This window comes from Lyngbya aestuarii BL J, assembly GCF_000478195.2.
In the GTDB taxonomy this organism is placed as follows: Bacteria; Cyanobacteriota; Cyanobacteriia; order Cyanobacteriales; family Microcoleaceae; genus Capilliphycus; species Capilliphycus aestuarii.
The window spans coordinates 1-16,235 of the sequence record NZ_AUZM01000101.1 but is presented as its reverse complement, the minus strand read 5'-3'; the positions used below and the strand labels follow the sequence as shown (position 1 = coordinate 16,235).

The following is a 16,235-nucleotide window of genomic DNA, read 5'->3' as shown; positions in this document are numbered from 1 at the left end:
ATAATAAGTTTAATCAGTGGGACATAATCCCTACTTAAAATATTTACAGGCTTTTTTGGGGGGGTTCTGGTCAATTCTTGACTTTTTATATTGGGCATTTGAGAGGTAAAGCCGGAGATGTTCGACCCCGATGAGTAAACTAATGATAGCCGGAGCAGGTGTTGACGGGTTTACCTGGCTGTTGAAGTTTCCCCTACCCTGACTTTTTTGATTGGGTTTAACTTCCCTATTTCATCAGGTCTGAAAGTCATCAGCTTCCATCTTGACCCAGGGTGACAGTAGCTTCCGTTGTTTGAGGGCGGAGTCATCGATGACTTGAGCCGGAAGATTCTTGTGCGGTGTTTAACCCGGTTGACCTCAACGCTTAGGTGGGTCTAGGGTTGAAATTCTATTATCTCATGCTAGTGAGCCTAGCTTCAGATTTTTTCGTTGATTCCCACTCGTAGACAACCTAATTCCGTTTTGGCTCGTAAAGTTAGCTTTACACCCGAAGTATAGTATATTTTGATACAGAATTAAACGATTTTTAAGATTTTATCGCTTATCATATAGCATTGTACAGATTTTGTGGTTTTTAGTTTTCAACGTTTCTTAACAATTAATTCCTCTGAGTTTTATTCCTGTGCGATTTGACATTATCACCCTGTTCCCAGATTTTTTCAGTTCTCCACTGCAATCCGGATTGTTAGGTAAGGCTTTAGCCAAGGAAATTGCCCAGATTCATTTGGTCAACCCGCGAGATTTTACCACAGATAAGCATCGACGAGTTGATGATGAACCCTATGGCGGTGGAGTTGGAATGGTGCTTAAGCCGGAACCGATTTTTGCCGCCGTTGAGTCTGTACCCATCTTACCCCGACGAGAGATCATTTTGTTGACTCCCCAAGGAGAACGAATGAATCAAAGTTTATTTCGGGAGTGGGCGACAAATTTCGATCAACTGGTTGTCATTTGCGGTCATTATGAAGGCATTGACGAACGGATTACTCATATTGTGACTCGGGAAGTCTCTTTAGGCGATTTTGTCCTCACTGGCGGCGAAATTCCGGCGATGACTTTGATTAATGGGGTGATTCGTTTACTTCCGGGAACGGTGGGTAAGGAAGAATCTCTCAAAGCTGAAAGTTTTGAACAGCAGCTTCTTGATTATCCCCACTACACCCGACCCGCAGACTTTCGCGGTTGGAAAGTTCCGGATGTTTTACGGTCGGGAAATCATGCGGAAATTGAAAAATGGCGACAACAACAGCAACTTCAACGCACTCGTGAACGTCGTCCGGATTTACTCGATCGTGATCTGTAAATGAATTGAGGGGAGAAACACTTGAGGATGAATCCTTCTCGGGTGATTTACCCCTCGTTTGTTCTGGGAAAACATCAAACCGGGTTCTTTTTTGGTCTATTCTCACCATTCAAGTTCAAGATTACCCGTTCTTCCAATCACGGAAACGATACAGACCATTAGTGAGAATTAATTCCCCAAAATTTCACTTCTAAAAAAACTGTTTTCAATCAAATTTGGTGTATAATAAAGTGTTTAAGGAGTTCAACTCTAGGAGATTCCGTTAAGTCTGTTATTACAGATTGACGCTTCCTAGAAATATCTACATTTCCTTTTTCTAAACCTTAATATTTTCATTGGTTACAATCATCAGGGATTGTTGCTATCTGTGCATTTTGTGAAGATAGGTCAGACGAAAACCCCTCTCTCACCCGCTCTACTTAGACTCAGAATTAGGGGCATCTAGAACCATCAGAGGATATCGTTGAAAAGTTTTTTTCTTCTATATCTAGATAGAATTTAATCTGGAATATTTTAAAGTCAGAGGTTTAGAACTCTAGCTAGTTGTTTGGTTGCAAAAATAGGTTCAAAAGTAGGATAAAGATATGGCTATTACTCAATCCCTGGAAAAATATCAATACTTTCAACAGCGAGTTCAACCCTTATTAGAAATCATTTATGATCAATCTACAGTCCAAACCTTATTAAAGCAAATTTTTGAGATTCTTCAAGACTATTCCTCAGACTTTCACGAAGAAAATCTCAATAAATGGAGTCAAGACAACATTTTACTGATTACTTACGGTAACAGTATTGAAAAATTTGGAGAACAGCCCTTACTCACCCTCAAAAACTTCTTAGATAAATATCTCAAAGATACAATTACAGGGGTTCACATTTTACCCTTTTTTCCTTACAGTTCCGATGATGGATTTTCAGTGATTGACTATCTCAAGGTAAATCCCCAACTTGGAGATTGGGAAGATATCGAAAATATTGCCAATCAATTTGACTTGATGGCTGATTTAGTCATCAATCATATCTCTAGTCAAAGCGATTGGTTTCAGCAGTTTCAACAAGGCGAAAAACCCGGTTCTGATTATTTTATCACAGTTGATCCGAGTACAGATTTATCGGCCGTTGTTCGTCCTCGTAGTACACCTGTGATTACCCCAGTTGACACGCCAGAAGGCGAAAAACACGTTTGGGCAACCTTTAGTGAAGATCAAATTGATCTCAACTTTGCCAATCCGAATGTCTTGTTAGAATTTATCAAAATCATTCTCATTTATGTTCAGAAAGGATCTAAATATATTCGCTTAGATGCGGTAGGATTTCTCTGGAAAGAAATCGGCACTTCTTGTATTCATCTTCCTCAAACTCATGCTGTAGTTAAACTCCTACGAGAACTCTTGCAACTGGTGAATCCTTCTGTTGTGTTAATTACAGAAACAAACGTTCCCAACCGCGAAAATTTAAGCTATTTGGGCAACCGGAATGAGGCACACATGATTTATAACTTTAGTTTGCCGCCTCTGGTTTTACACGCCCTGATTCAAGGAAAATCCGACTATTTAAAAACCTGGATGATGAGTATGCCACCTGCCCCTTTAGGCTGTGCTTACTTCAATTTTACGGCTTCCCATGATGGCATTGGTTTACGTCCAACTGAAGGATTATTATCAGAACAAGAGTATTGGACGATGTTAGAAACCATGAAAAAATTTGGGGGAAAAGTGAGTATGAGAACAAAACCAGATGGGAGTGAAAGCCCCTATGAACTGAATATTTCTCTGTTTGATGCAATGAAAGGAACGGTTCGAGGGGAAGATAAATGGCAAGTTCAACGGTTTCTCTGTTCCCAAACTATTATGATGTCGTTGGAAGGAATTCCGGCTTTTTATATTCATAGTTTACTCGCAACGCCAAATGATTATATTAAGCTGAAACAAACGGGTATAAATCGTTCAATTAACCGTTCTAAATTGGATTTAAACGAACTCGAAAATAAACTCAGTCATCCTAATTCACCCCAATCTATTGTCTTTCGAGAACTCTGTCGCCGGATTCAAATTCGTCGTCATCAAACTGCTTTTCATCCGAACGCAACTCAGTATACACTACAATTAAAGCGAGTTTTATTTGGGTTTTGGAGACAGAGTATTATTCGCGATCAAAGTATCTTTTGTATTTTCAATTTAACAGATCAGCCCCAAGTTTTGCGGTTATCAGATTTGAATTTAGTTTGTACTGATCCCTGGTGTGACTTGATTAGTGGTGAGACAGTCGATAATATCTATTCTTGCTTAAATCTGCATCCCTATCAAGCCATTTGGCTGACAAATAAATTCTAATTCAAAATTAGAAAACTCGCAATTTTGCGTTAATTCAATCGGGAATTCATCTTTCAGAGGCGTTTGATTTGAACGTCTCTATTTATTTTGGGGTGCAGATCAAATCCCAATTTGTAATGATTGACTACTCCATCAAGAAGATTTGATGATACAATTAGGAACTTGATTCTTTATAAAAATCCAACCTATTTTCATTTTCGGCTTATGAATTCTACTGAAATTACTTCCCAAACGGATCAGAAAGTAAAATCCTATTTGTGGATGATTCTTCTTTTTGATCTAGTTTTCCTGGGTTTAACAATTCGTCGGGCGGTTTTGTTGGGAAAAAGTCCGATGGTTTATTTTGGAGAAACAGGGATTATTAGCTGGTTATCTTGTCTACAATTATTAGTTTTATCGGGATTAGCATGGCAAATTAGTGGGGTGAGAAAGCAAGTAAATCTAAAAGGAAAGAAAGCCCCTCAAACTCTCTGGCAGTTGATTTCAATCGGATTTTTTTATTTAGCTGTTGATGAAATTGGGCAAATCCATGAAACAGTAGATGTTTTAATTCAGTGGATGTTTAACGTTCCCGAAGATAATAATCTTCTTAAATATGATGGCGTGATTGTTGCGGGTTACAGTGCAGTTGGTGCTTATATTTTATACTCTTTTTGGGATGAATTTAAACGGTATAAACCCGCATTTTATCTGTTTGTTTTGGGTTTTGCTTTAAAAGCCACTATGGTTTTAATTGATTTGGGTACCGATGATGACAGCATCTTTTCATTTTGGTTAGCCGATCCCAAACGTCATAAACTCGTGTATGAGTGGATACAAATGGTAGAAGAATCGTTTAAAATTATAGCTGAAGGTGCTTTTATTGCTGCTTTTATTGCTTGTTTACAGATTGCCAAACGAATTACTCGAAAGCAAATCACCCCGTAAAGTCTACCTGAAAAAATCCGGCTTCTTTGAGAAACCGGATGTTGATTAACCCTCTAATTCCAAAAGGTTAGCGGGAAAATAATTGAGATTATACATTTACAAACCATATACCCAAATAATCAATAAGGGTGTCAAGATGCTTAATAAGATCGACAGAGGGGCGCCAACTCGGGTAAAGTCGAAAAACTTATATCCCCCTGTACTATAAACCATAGTATTCGTTTGATAGCCAATCGGTGTCATAAAGCTACAAGATGCGGCTAATGTCACTGCAAACATTAACGCAAAGGGGTTGAAACCTAGAGTTTTTGCAACTTCAACAGAAATCGGAATCATCAATAAAACAGAAGCATTATTTGAGAGAATTTCAGTTAGCAACACAGTCACAACATAGAAGAACATCACAATCCAATAACCCGAAAGATTTCCCCCAACTGCAACTAAACCTCGGGCTAACAATTCCGTTGTTCCTGATTTTTCCATCGCAATTCCTAAGGGGATTAATCCCGCTAAAAGAAAAATAACATCCCAACGAATCGCCCCATAAATTTCACCCGGTTTGAGACATCCGGTAATCACCATTACAATGACACCTGCTAAAGCACTCACCAAAATGGGAAGTAAATTAAAAGCAGACATCAGTACAACACCAACTACAATTCCCACCGCAATTTTAGCTTTATCTTGTCGTAAACTTTCGACATTCCGTTGTTCGAGTACCAATAATTCTCGGGTTGTTTGTAAACCAATAAAGCTTTGTTTTGGGCCTTGAACTAATAATAAATCTCCAAATCTCAATGGAGTTTTTCCGAGACGTCCACGAACTAATTCCGCACCTCTACGAATCGCTAAAACGGTTGCATTATAACGTTGTCGAAAGCGTAAATCTTTTAACGTTGTTCCAATCAGTCGAGAGTTTGAAAGAATTAAGACTTCTCCTATTTTTTCCTCTCCTGAACTCAACATCGATTCAATGGAATCCTCTTTAAACTGTACATCTGGTAATATATTCAGTCCTCGTTCTTCTCGAATTTTCAGTAAGTCATCTCGACTACAACGAATAATTAAAATATCGCCTTCACACAACCTTTTATCGGCGAAAGGTTGAGGGAGATGAACTTTATCCCGAACCAACTCTAAAACGTCTAAGTCAAATTTACGCTGAATTTCACTTTGTTGTAACGTTTGTCCGACTAAACTGGATTGAGGAGTAATAATCACTTCACTCAGATAGTCGTTTATCTCATAACTCTGACCTAAAAAATCACTTCCATTCGATTTACGTTTAGGGAGAAGATAGGGGGCAATAAAAGAAATATAAACCAAGCCAATAAAAAAAGAAATTATTCCGACTTTAGTAAACTGAAATAAGCTAAACGCCCCATAACCCAATTTTTCGGATAAACCACTCGCGAGAATATTGGTAGAAGTCCCAATTAGAGTGATCATTCCTCCTAAAATAGAAGAATAAGAAAGCGGAATCAAAACTTTGGATAACGGAATTTTTCGCTGTTTACACCAATCTTCAATAATCGGCAGAAAAATCGCCACCACAGCCGTATTATTAATAAAAGCACTAATCGGGCCAACAATTGCCCCCATGATAAAAATTTGTTGAGAAGGATGTTTTCCGCCCCATTTGATTAACAAGTCTCGAACGATTTGAATCACACCTGTACGAGTAATTCCTGCACTGAGAATAAACATCGCCATGACTGTAATTGTGGCGGAGTTTCCAAAGCCAGAAATTCCTTCATTGGGCGTTACTAACCCTAATACCATCAGGAGAACCGTAACACTCAATGCCGTTAAATCGACAGGTAACCATTCAACAACAAAACTGATTAAGGCTAAAATCAGTACACTAAGGGTCAGAACAATTTCCATACTAAAGTAATACCTGGTTGATTAGCATTGCAAGAGAGATCGGTTCCATTGGGTTCGTCGAAATGACTCAACTCTAAGTCAATGATTTCAGAAATTTTATCCAGTCTAACCCAATTTTTTAGTTGTCACAGTTTTCATCTCAATTCACTCAAGGGTATTGCATCGGGATAATGTAGAGTAGACAAGTAGTAGATTTTCAACCCCTGACATTAGATTCGGTTCACTTGCAGATCACCGCAATCTGAACAGAAATCCTTTAAATTTGTCTCAAAGTTTATGGTTTAGCGTCCCTGGTTTCTCAATATTTTTAGGGGGGTGATTGCCGACAATAACGAAGATAGCAATGAAGAATGATCATAAAACATCTTTAAATCTAGCAGTAAATCCTGCCTAAACAGACTATTCTTGCAATACACCCAGAGTTTGTACTTCTGATCCCAATCATTTGGCCTTTTGCAATGACAGTGTTCTCATGCAGTCGGATTTTTCGTCAACTGTTTATCCTTGACTAGATTGGTTGTTGGTTTACACAATATAGCTAAACCTGACAATTGATTCTAATCTAATCTAACATGGTCGTGTCTGACGTCAAATTGTGTTCAGATCGTGGAGTTGATTACACAACCCTGCAAGATCTTCTCGCCAATGGTCAATGGAAAGCCGCCAGTCGAGAAACTACTCGGGTGATGTTGATGGCGGCGCGTCATACTTCTAACAGTGAACTCAGTGCATCGGATGTGGAAAAACTGCCTTGTTTGGATTTGCAGACTATCGATCAGCTTTGGCTTGCGTCTTCGGATGGACGTTTTGGCTTTTCAGTACAGTATCAGATTTGGGAGAATCTAGGAAAAGGTACCGACTGGGATAGTTATTGTCAGTTAGGCGACGCTTTGGGGTGGCGAACCGGAGGAAGTTGGATTTCTTTCTTTAAACTCACCTACAACTTACAAGCCCCTCCTGGCCATCTTCCGTTTGCTCATAAGTGGTTTTTTTCTGTTATGAATCGTTTTGAAACTTGTCAAATTTAACTGCTAGGGTACGTCAACTTGTTAACTCTTTTTACCTAAAAGTATAAAACAATTTGACGCACCTAACCCCTTTTAAACCTGATTAGAACTAACAACAGCTTGACGCGAAGGTTGATAGAAACTGGCAACTAATGCGACCATCAACCACCACAAAGTATTAACTTGGGGACGATACCAAACCGTATCGACTGCACCATGTGCCATCATACCGATAATGGTCGCGATCGCCGCGATTAACCACAATCCTTGAGTATTTCTCAATTCTCGCAACCGTTGCAATTGTAACCAGCCTTGATGCAAAGTAACAACTAATAACCACAGAAAACAAGTTAAACCTATAATTCCCGTTTCGACGGCGATTTCTAAGATCACAGAATAGGCACTCAAAGCGCTGTAGCGAGGTCTCATATAAAGGGGGTAAATTTTGTTAAAAGCGTTATTACCTGGCCCTATGCCCAAAATTGGGCGATCCTGAATCATTTCTAGGACTGCCGCCCAAACGTTCATGCGAAAGTTGTTACTGCTGTCTTCTCGTCCTACAAAAATACTCGCAACTCGCAAGCGTAAACTGGGAACAGTCAAAACAGCTAAGATTAAAATAGCGGCTAAACTGCCAATTCCAATCGGTACCGCCCATTTACGCCAAAACGGTGAAAAGTTAATACTCAACCAATACAATAATAACACCGCTAACGTAAACATTAAAGCCACAAAACCGATCCAACCGCCCCGACTAAATGTTAGTACCAAACAGGCGCAATTGACAGCCGTCATGGTTAATCCTAAAGCTTTCGGTAGCCAACCTTCCCAAACAAACATCGCCGCGATACTTAATGCACAAGCTGGTAACAAATATCCCGCCAATAAGTTAGGATTTCCTAAGTAGCTAAACACTCGAATTAAATCCGCTTGTGCAGAAGTTGGATCAACCCAAGTTGCCGAGGCTTCCACCCCAAAAAACCATTGTCGCAAACCGTAAATACTGACAATCAGAACAATATGCAGATAAAATGTGATAAAAATAGATCTGATACGAGGCGATCGCAATATTCTAGCCATTAAGAAAAATAGCAATAAATACAGCGTTAGTTTGATTAAACCCGTTAATGCCGCAGCTTTTACCGGAGATAAAGCCGTCGCCGCTAGAGCAATTCCCCAGTATAACAAAACTAATAAATGAATCGGGGTAAATGCGGTTTCTGAGGGATCATCACACAAGGTTAATAGCACCCAAAACCCGGCACAAGCTACTAATAAAATTCCGATTAAAGCGGTACCTACAAACGGCGCAAAACCAAACACCAAACTGATTAAAACGGCGCCGAGAGGTTCACCCCACTGCATCAGCCAACTCCCTTGTCGCCAAGTTCGCAGACAACCACTCAGGCGGTAAATGAGGCTACCATTGCGCCACTGATACGGAGATAAATAGGTAAGTGTTAACTGTTGCCAAACTGAATTAAGCGTTGTCATGGGTTTGTTGTTTGCAGCGGATGTGAGAAGATTTTTGTTTTAGTAATGTCTACAGCACAGAGTATCATCGATGAGGACAGTATTCAAGATTTTCGATAATCCTCTAACATTTTCTAAAAATTTCAGTTAAAAATCAAGTGATGAATTTCTCAAAACCTACAAATAATGGGTTCAAACAGTTGGCGATTATTTTGATCATTATTGGCGTGGGGTTTCGGTTTGTCAATCTCGGTCATAAAGTTTATTGGTATGATGAAGTTCAAACCTCTTTTAGAATTTCCGGCTATACCCAAGAGGAATTTTTTCAACAAGTTTACATCGGTTGGCCGGATACGGTCGAACATTTACTCAAGACTTATCAATATCCAACCCCCGAACGCAATTTACAGGATTCTTTTACAGCTTTAACTAAACATCCTGAACATTCACCGCTTTATTTTCTCACGGCTCGCTTTTGGATGCAAACTTTTAGTCATTCTGTCACGACTATTAGAAGTTTATCGGCTTTGATTAGTTTACTCATTTTTCCGGCGATTTATTGGTTGTGTTGGGAGTTGTTTCAGTCGGCGTCTGTCAGTTGGGTGGCGATGGGGATTATTGCCATTTCTCCGTTTCATCTTATTTACGCTCAAGAAGCCCGTGCTTATAGTCTTTGGGCTGTTAGTATTTTACTTTCTAGTGCGGCTTTATTGCAAGCGTTGAGAATCGCTCAAACTGAAAAATCTCTGAAGGCTAAAATAGCACGTTGGGGAATTTATTCGCTGACGGTTGGGTTGGGATTATATAGTCATTTACTTTCTATTTTTGTCTTTGCGGCACAGGCTTTTTATGTTTTTTTAACCCCAGTTTGGCAAAAGCGAAAATTTATTTTTTCCTATCTTTTTTCGAGTTTAATTGGAGTTGTGCTGTTTACTCCTTGGTTGTTTGTTTTTGTTCAAAACTTAGCCTTTTTTCTCGAAAATACAGAATCTCGTTTGGTTCCTCGCGAGGGTTTGATGTTATTTTGGTTATTAAATTTAAACCGAATTTTCTTTGATGTCAACCAGGGAATTAGTCCGTTAAATCTCACTTTGTATTTAACTCTAGGTTTAACTGTTTATGCCTTATATTTTTTAATCAAAACTACACCTCAAAACGTTTGGTTATTCATTTTAACTTTAATTGGAGTTCCGGGAATGATTTTAATTTTACCGGATATTCTCTTAGGCGGACGGGGTTCAACTATTGCCCGATATGCCATGCCTTGTTATTTGGGGATTCAAATTGCAGTGGCTTATCTTTTGACGCAAAAACTAACAACTCCGAAAATTCCAAGTTCACATAAAAAACGTTGGAAATGGATTTTTTATACTCTAATTTTTACCGGGGTTTTATCCTGTATGGTGAGTTTATTTCATCCCGTTTGGTGGCACAAAAGTTATGCCAAAAGTCGAGATATTCCCAAATCGGCTAAAATTATTAATCAGTCTGCATCTCCCCTCGTTATTAGCGATGAAGAACCGGGAAGAATTATGTCTTTGCTGCACGAACTCAAACCCAATGTAAAAGTTCAATTAATGCCAGGATATCAAGTTATCGTCTTGCCAAAAATAGAACCGTTTAGCGATGTTTTGTTATACCGTCCAACCCAAAGATTAATTGATGGAATGGAAAAAATATATAACGTTAAAGTGGAAAAACCCTACGAAACCAGTTGGGTGAGAAAAGTCGTATTTCCTCAACAGTAATTCAGTCATTCCTTAGTATCACAAGAGTAAATATTACTAGCGATAAATCCCATCTGCAACTCGACAAACATCAACCATTTCTTGAACATCGTGAACCCGCAAAATATCCCCCGAACCCACAATAGCCGCAACACAAGCCGCAGCCGTTCCCCAAACTCGTTTTTGGGGGTCACTTTGGTTGAGAATATGACCGATAAAACTTTTACGAGATGGCCCCACTAACAGGGGAAAACCTAACGATTTCAATTGAGGAAGTTGTCGGAGAATTTCTAAATTTTGTTCAAAGGTTTTTGCAAAACCAATCCCCGGATCGAGTATAATATTACTAGGATCAATTCCGGCTGTTTTTGCGGCTTGTATTCGCTCTTGGAAAAACTGGGAAATTTCCCCAATCAAATCTTCATAGTCAGTTAATTGTTGCATGGTTTTCGGAGTTCCGCGAATGTGCATTAACACAATGGGAACACCCAATTTCGCAACAACCGATAACATTTCTGGTTCAAACGTTGCCCCCGAAATATCATTAATTAAACCCGCCCCCGCCTCGATAGCCGCTTGGGCAACATTCGCTCTTGTGGTATCAATAGACAGGGGAATATTGGCTAACTCATTCGGTTGACTTCGGAGTAATTCAACCACCGGAATCACCCGATTTAACTCCTCATCTAAGGAAATTTGTTCAGAACCCGGACGAGTAGATTGACCCCCAATATCAATAATATCAACTCCCGCAGTTAGCATTTTTTCAGCTTGAGTTAAAGCCGCATCTAAAGTATTAAACTCTCCGCCATCGCTAAAACTGTCGGGTGTAACATTTAAAACCCCCATAACATAAGTTTGTTTTCCCCACTCAAACACCTGATTTTGCCGGATGATTTTTTGTGTCATTGAATGATTATAAAATTGACTCAAATGATCAAAAATTAAAATGGGGAACAGTTGCTCACGTTTTCGATTCTCAATTCCCCATTTTTAAGTTGTATTTTATTGATAATTTACAATGCGAGCAAAACTTTCTGGTTTCAAACTAGCTCCCCCAACCAAAGCACCATCAATCTCAGGTTGAGCCATAATTTCATCAATATTGTTGGGTTTAACAGAGCCGCCATACTGAATAGAAACATCAGGATTTTTCAACTTGCTGCGAATCAAACCAATGACTCGATTGGCATCTTCCGGCTCACAAGTTTCGCCCGTTCCAATTGCCCAAATCGGTTCATAAGCAACCACCAAATTGTTTGGATCAACATCAACTAAACCCTCTTGTAACTGAGAGCAAATGTGGGCTTCCGTTTCTCCAGCATCACGCTGTTGTTTACTTTCTCCCACGCATAAAATCGGCGTTAAACCATGACGTTGAGCTGCTTTAAGTCTGCGGTTAACCGTTTCGTCTGTTTCTCCAAAATATTCTCGTCGTTCGCTATGGCCAACAATGGCATAACGCACCCCAATTTCTAGTAACATCGGGCCAGAAATTTCTCCCGTATAAGCACCGGAGTCTTCCCAGTGAATATTTTGAGAGCCGAGTCGAATTCGACTACCATGCAAACTTTTGGACATAATCCACAAGTCTGTAAACGGCACACACAGCACAGTTTCTTGCTCATCAGGCGTTTCATCTAACGCGGTAATAAACCCCTGCAAAAACTCTTGAGCTTCTGCCTGAGTTTTGAACATTTTCCAGTTCCCGGCAATAATCTTTTTTCTCACTGCTTAATCAATCAACTTCAGAACACAACAAAATGCCAAACTCCAGTTTAAAGCGTTAGGGGACATTTTTGCAGTCACCTCGGGCGATGGAGGATCACTGACTCCCGCTTCCACCTCAAGTTCTCATCTGAGAGAGAACCCATTCTCCCGACCTCATCACCTACTGACCAAACTCTACCCTTGCTTTTTCGACCAGTTCGACTGTTATTTCTTCAAGGTCCGCTTCACGGGCAAGTTGTTCAATACGTTTGCGGGCTTGCGATCGCACAAAGTAGGGGATCTTCTGAAGTTTGGCCTTGGCTTCAGGCGTCCACGGTCGATCATCTAAAAAGTCATCGTTGGACATCATTAACTTGCGGTGAAAAGGACGAAAGTTTAAGGCCGCTTATCGAGTCATTCAGGACTTCGTTTTTCTGCTCCTAAAACATTAAGCAAGTGCCGAATGAGAGCAATCATCATTGCAGGTTCTTCGAGATGGGGAGTTAACCCAACATCATCTAAGCGTTGAAAAACTCTAACAGCGGTTCGATTGAGGTTTGCCAAACGTTGTCCAATTTCTGGACTGGTAAACTCTGATTTTTCTCCCCAAATTATAGCAGTTGGAGTGGTCAGCTGATCCATATACAGCGATAAATCAAAACACAAATCGCCTCTTACAAAAGAAAGGGCAGCGTATTCTGCATTAGGCTGTATAGAAGATTCGAGATAAGCTTCAACAATCTCTGGATAAACTCGGTTAGGACGAGCAAACTGACGGTCTTCTAAAAAGCTACGAATTCCAGCACTATTAGCGACACCTGTACTGTAGATCACTCGGTCTAAGATAGGAGTTTTGACCAGTTGGGCAAAAAAGCTATTGCGATAATTTTCTCCAAAATCAGACAAACCCGAAGGCGTTGTCAAGATCAGAGATTTAAACAAATCAGGTCGTTCAATGGCGGCTCGAATGGTGAAAGCAGCCGTCAGCGACGAAGCAATCACCGGGGTTGGACTCTGACAAGTTTGTTCGAGAAATTCAATAATCGTGGTGATGTAATCGTGAATATTGTATTCTCGGGCAGGATGTTCAGAGCGCCCCCAACCGATTAAATCTGGGGCAAAGATCTGATATTCCCCCCCAAAAGCTGGATAAACTTGTGACCATTCATAGGCCGAAGATCCCCCCCCAAAACCATGCAAAAAGACCAACTTGGGTAAATCTTCGATCGCAGGGGTTTCTAAGGACAACCCAGGTAATTTCTTGGCTGTGTAATAAACCATCCTTCCGAGTGAGGTCACGATGGAACGTTGCTCAAAGCCACGGGGCAGAAACATAAAAAACCTCTTTCAATCTTGATTCACAATTGAGCGATGCAAAAGGCAGCTCGGTAAAAGGCTGTTGTGCAAACAACTGCACCTCATCAAGCATAAAAGATACTCTATCGGTTTTTCCTCTGCTGAAGGTAGTTAATTACAAGAACAGGGTTACTGTCAACTCTCTTCCCATTTCCTCAGAGATCAGTATACTTTGACTATAATATGGCGAGGGGTAAGACCCCCTGATGGTGCATAACCTCCCTAATCAAAATCCTAATTATTTACTGAGGAGCCAAGCAAGCACCTGAATTCCTAGATGTGTAGGAATTTCCATCTCGATCAAAACTGAGTGCGTATTGCACCGTCAAACCCCCTGAAACGCTAAGAAAGGACATCTCCCAATGAAAACTGTTATGGAACAAAAGTGCCGCCCCTTTTCTAATTACATCGATGTCTGTGATCTAATGAATGGGACGATGGAATGGAATAGTTCTGAAGAATTGATTGTCTCTCCTCAAAAGCCAAAAGAATATTCAGAGAAAGTGTTGATTCAATCTCCCCAACGTATTTGTCTGGCTTTACAACAGCTACAATGTTTTGAAGTGGTCGAGCATCAGTTTCAAGCCTGGGGGATTACGTTTGTCAATGCGATTGCTCTACAACCCTCTAACCCGGCTTTTGGAATTCAACCCAATCAAACCGTCTTGATGGGCGCTCCAAAAAGTGGGTGGTTAGAAGTTCACTTTCAGCACCCCGTTCGTCGAGTCGAAGCAGTCGTCACCAGTTCTCGCCGGACAATTTTATCAGCCTACAATCAAGAAGGTCACGAAATCAACCGCACAGAGATGGCAAAACCCTTTAACCGTAGCTCTACACCCCGAGTTTTACCCAGTGACCAACTCAGTGTACAAGCTCCTGAGATTTACAAAGTTACCTTTTACACCTTTGATGGTCAATTGATTGTCGATCAGTTAAAAGTGGAATTTTAATCTTAGATAAAAAGTTGCTCGTTTTCGAGGGGGATTGATTGGGTATTTGTCTGGCTTAAGACTTATCGATCTCAAAATACTGGCAATGAACCCATCGACAACTCCAAACCTTAAGATCCCACCCGTCACTACACCTCCACTAAAAATCGCTACAAACTGGGGGTTATTTGTAATGGGCGATCACCACTCAATAGACAGCAGAAAACTTGAGTTGGTGAAATTGTCGGTAAAACAATTAGTTTTATAGTTTAAGATAGACTGGTATTCAATTCTATTTTTAGTTTGTCGCTGCACAACGGGACTATCAAAACAGATTTGCCCGAGTTGCTCAAAACTCCGACTTGATTCAGAGGGTTTCTTAGAAGTCATAGACTGAAAACTGAACCCGTTGGTCAATACCTGAGTGTGATCGCGCATCATTCATCTTGCATTCGAGCCTATGTCTAGTTCGCAAAATCAGCAGTTTACGATTCACTTTTGGGGCGTCAGAGGAAGCATTGCCTGTCCTGGGGCGGAGACAGTACGCTACGGGGGCAATACCTCCTGTATAGAAATGCGAGTCGGAACCGAACGCTTGATTTTTGATGGAGGAACAGGTTTGCGGGTTCTAGGACAATCTTTGATGTCTCAGCTCCCAGTCACAGCTCATCTGTTTTTCACCCACGCTCATTGGGATCATATTCAAGGTTTTCCGTTTTTTACCCCGGCTTTTGTCCCTAAAAATACATTTTATATCTATGGAGCGGTTGCTCCGAATGGTTCTACGGTGCAGCAACGACTCAACGACCAAATGCTTCACCCCAATTTTCCGGTTCCCTTACAAACGATGGGGGCTGTGATGAAGTTTTTTGATATCAATATTGGTCAAACTCTAGAAATCGGAGACGGGGTTAAAGTTGAAACGGCTTTGTTAAATCATCCCGGTGAAGCCGTCGGTTATCGAATCAATTGGAATGGTTATGCTGCTGCTTATGTCAGTGATACAGAACATTTTCCCGATGGTTTAGATGACAATGTATTGTTTCTTGCTCGTAACGCCGATGTCTTAATCTATGATGCCACCTACACCGATGAGGAGTATTACTCGGAAAAAACCAGTAAGGTCGGGTGGGGTCATTCAACTTGGCAAGAAGCGGTTAAAGTGGCAAAAGCAGCCAATGTGAAACGGTTGGTGATTTTTCATCATGATCCTCTCCATAATGATGATTTTCTCGATCAAGTCGGAGAACAAGTCGCTCAACGCTTTCCAAATAGTCTCATGGCCCGAGAAGGTCTTTCAATTCAATTAATCTCTCCCGAAGAGACTACAAAACCTCAACTGATGTGAACTACTCACACTGACCGCCGCGGTACAATGTGAGCTTCTGATTTCTCAGCCCGATGCCCTTTCACCGTCGCGGTTATCTGGTCTTAAACAGGCTCCCTCAGCAGAGACGGGGTTCCCTCCGCCAAAATGTATTATTCTGATGCTTTCATTTCTTATGTTGAGTGCGGCGTTACTGTCACAATCGTGGTGAGTTTTACAGTTAAGACAATCCCATTCTCTGATATTTAGAAGCAGC

General features: G+C 40.6%; 13 protein-coding genes. 7 read left to right on the top strand and 6 right to left on the bottom strand.

What is annotated here, in order from left to right; genetic code table 11:
• Nucleotides 1–622 precede the first annotated feature (622 nt).
• The 3 genes from trmD to M595_RS25040 all read left to right on the top strand — a co-directional run bounded on the left by trmD (nt 623) and on the right by M595_RS25040 (nt 4,563).
• Entirely contained in the window at nt 623–1,303 is a 681-nt protein-coding gene (gene trmD / locus M595_RS25050) for a tRNA (guanosine(37)-N1)-methyltransferase TrmD (protein ID WP_023069343.1), read from the top strand.
• Nucleotides 1,304–1,887: 584 nt separating this feature from the next.
• Entirely contained in the window at nt 1,888–3,636 is a 1,749-nt protein-coding gene (locus M595_RS25045) for an alpha-amylase family glycosyl hydrolase (RefSeq protein WP_023069352.1), read from the top strand.
• Between the two features lie 204 nt (nt 3,637–3,840).
• Nucleotides 3,841–4,563: a DUF8692 domain-containing protein gene (locus tag M595_RS25040; protein ID WP_023069356.1), complete on the top strand. Its 723-nt coding sequence runs from the start codon at nt 3,841–3,843 to the stop codon at nt 4,561–4,563.
• A 96-nt stretch (nt 4,564–4,659) separates the two neighbouring features.
• On the opposite strand, the gene M595_RS25035 is transcribed toward M595_RS25040, so the two are convergent.
• The gene (locus tag M595_RS25035; RefSeq protein WP_023069349.1) at nt 4,660–6,450 is read right to left on the bottom strand and encodes an SLC13 family permease; all 1,791 of its coding nucleotides are present in this window, start codon (nt 6,448–6,450) and stop codon (nt 4,660–4,662) included.
• Between the two features lie 578 nt (nt 6,451–7,028).
• Between M595_RS25035 and M595_RS25030 the strand changes: the two genes are divergently transcribed.
• Complete coding sequence (locus M595_RS25030; RefSeq protein ID WP_161809829.1) at nt 7,029–7,478, top strand: GUN4 domain-containing protein; 450 nt, start codon at nt 7,029–7,031, stop codon at nt 7,476–7,478.
• A gap of 72 nt (nt 7,479–7,550) precedes the next feature.
• On the opposite strand, the gene M595_RS25025 is transcribed toward M595_RS25030, so the two are convergent.
• Complete coding sequence (locus tag M595_RS25025; protein WP_023069344.1) at nt 7,551–8,951, bottom strand: IctB family putative bicarbonate transporter; 1,401 nt, start codon at nt 8,949–8,951, stop codon at nt 7,551–7,553.
• 140 nt (nt 8,952–9,091) lie between these two features.
• Between M595_RS25025 and M595_RS25020 the strand changes: the two genes are divergently transcribed.
• On the top strand, nt 9,092–10,678 hold the full coding sequence (locus tag M595_RS25020) for a glycosyltransferase family 39 protein (protein WP_040484646.1): 1,587 nt from the start codon (nt 9,092–9,094) through the stop codon (nt 10,676–10,678).
• A gap of 36 nt (nt 10,679–10,714) precedes the next feature.
• Here M595_RS25020 and folP read toward each other — a convergent pair whose 3' ends face one another.
• The 4 genes from folP to M595_RS25000 form a co-directional block, all read right to left on the bottom strand.
• The gene (gene folP / locus M595_RS25015; protein WP_023069346.1) at nt 10,715–11,566 is read right to left on the bottom strand and encodes a dihydropteroate synthase; all 852 of its coding nucleotides are present in this window, start codon (nt 11,564–11,566) and stop codon (nt 10,715–10,717) included.
• Between the two features lie 96 nt (nt 11,567–11,662).
• On the bottom strand, nt 11,663–12,388 hold the full coding sequence (gene tpiA / locus M595_RS25010) for a triose-phosphate isomerase (protein ID WP_071809990.1): 726 nt from the start codon (nt 12,386–12,388) through the stop codon (nt 11,663–11,665).
• Between the two features lie 160 nt (nt 12,389–12,548).
• A complete protein-coding gene (locus M595_RS25005) occupies nt 12,549–12,734 on the bottom strand; it encodes a PCP reductase family protein (RefSeq protein ID WP_023069355.1) in 186 nt (61 codons plus the stop codon).
• 47 nt (nt 12,735–12,781) lie between these two features.
• Nucleotides 12,782–13,702, bottom strand: a complete 921-nt coding sequence (locus tag M595_RS25000) for an alpha/beta fold hydrolase (protein ID WP_040484645.1) — start codon at nt 13,700–13,702, stop codon at nt 12,782–12,784.
• A gap of 383 nt (nt 13,703–14,085) precedes the next feature.
• Here M595_RS25000 and M595_RS24995 point away from each other — a divergent pair, with 383 nt between their 5' ends.
• Together M595_RS24995 and M595_RS24985 are read left to right on the top strand one after the other, a co-directional pair.
• Nucleotides 14,086–14,673 carry a hypothetical protein gene (locus tag M595_RS24995; RefSeq protein WP_152983636.1) on the top strand — a complete coding sequence of 196 codons (588 nt, stop codon included), beginning with the start codon at nt 14,086–14,088 and terminating at the stop codon, nt 14,671–14,673.
• 439 nt (nt 14,674–15,112) lie between these two features.
• Nucleotides 15,113–16,000: an MBL fold metallo-hydrolase gene (locus tag M595_RS24985; RefSeq protein WP_023069342.1), complete on the top strand. Its 888-nt coding sequence runs from the start codon at nt 15,113–15,115 to the stop codon at nt 15,998–16,000.
• Nucleotides 16,001–16,235 lie beyond the last annotated feature (235 nt).

Excerpts from the sequence above, each read along its gene's own strand:
- M595_RS25045 (WP_023069352.1), top strand. The coding sequence starts at position 1,888 with ATGGCTATTACTCAATCCCTGGAAAAATATCAATACTTTCAACAGCGA.
- M595_RS25040 (WP_023069356.1), top strand. The coding sequence starts at position 3,841 with ATGAATTCTACTGAAATTACTTCCCAAACGGATCAGAAAGTAAAATCC.
- M595_RS25035 (WP_023069349.1), bottom strand. The coding sequence starts at position 6,450 with ATGGAAATTGTTCTGACCCTTAGTGTACTGATTTTAGCCTTAATCAGT.
- M595_RS25025 (WP_023069344.1), bottom strand. The coding sequence starts at position 8,951 with ATGACAACGCTTAATTCAGTTTGGCAACAGTTAACACTTACCTATTTA.
- M595_RS25020 (WP_040484646.1), top strand. The coding sequence starts at position 9,092 with ATGAATTTCTCAAAACCTACAAATAATGGGTTCAAACAGTTGGCGATT.
- folP (WP_023069346.1), bottom strand. The coding sequence starts at position 11,566 with ATGACACAAAAAATCATCCGGCAAAATCAGGTGTTTGAGTGGGGAAAA.
- M595_RS25005 (WP_023069355.1), bottom strand. The coding sequence starts at position 12,734 with ATGTCCAACGATGACTTTTTAGATGATCGACCGTGGACGCCTGAAGCC.
- M595_RS25000 (WP_040484645.1), bottom strand. The coding sequence starts at position 13,702 with ATGTTTCTGCCCCGTGGCTTTGAGCAACGTTCCATCGTGACCTCACTC.
- M595_RS24995 (WP_152983636.1), top strand. The coding sequence starts at position 14,086 with ATGAAAACTGTTATGGAACAAAAGTGCCGCCCCTTTTCTAATTACATC.
- M595_RS24985 (WP_023069342.1), top strand. The coding sequence starts at position 15,113 with ATGTCTAGTTCGCAAAATCAGCAGTTTACGATTCACTTTTGGGGCGTC.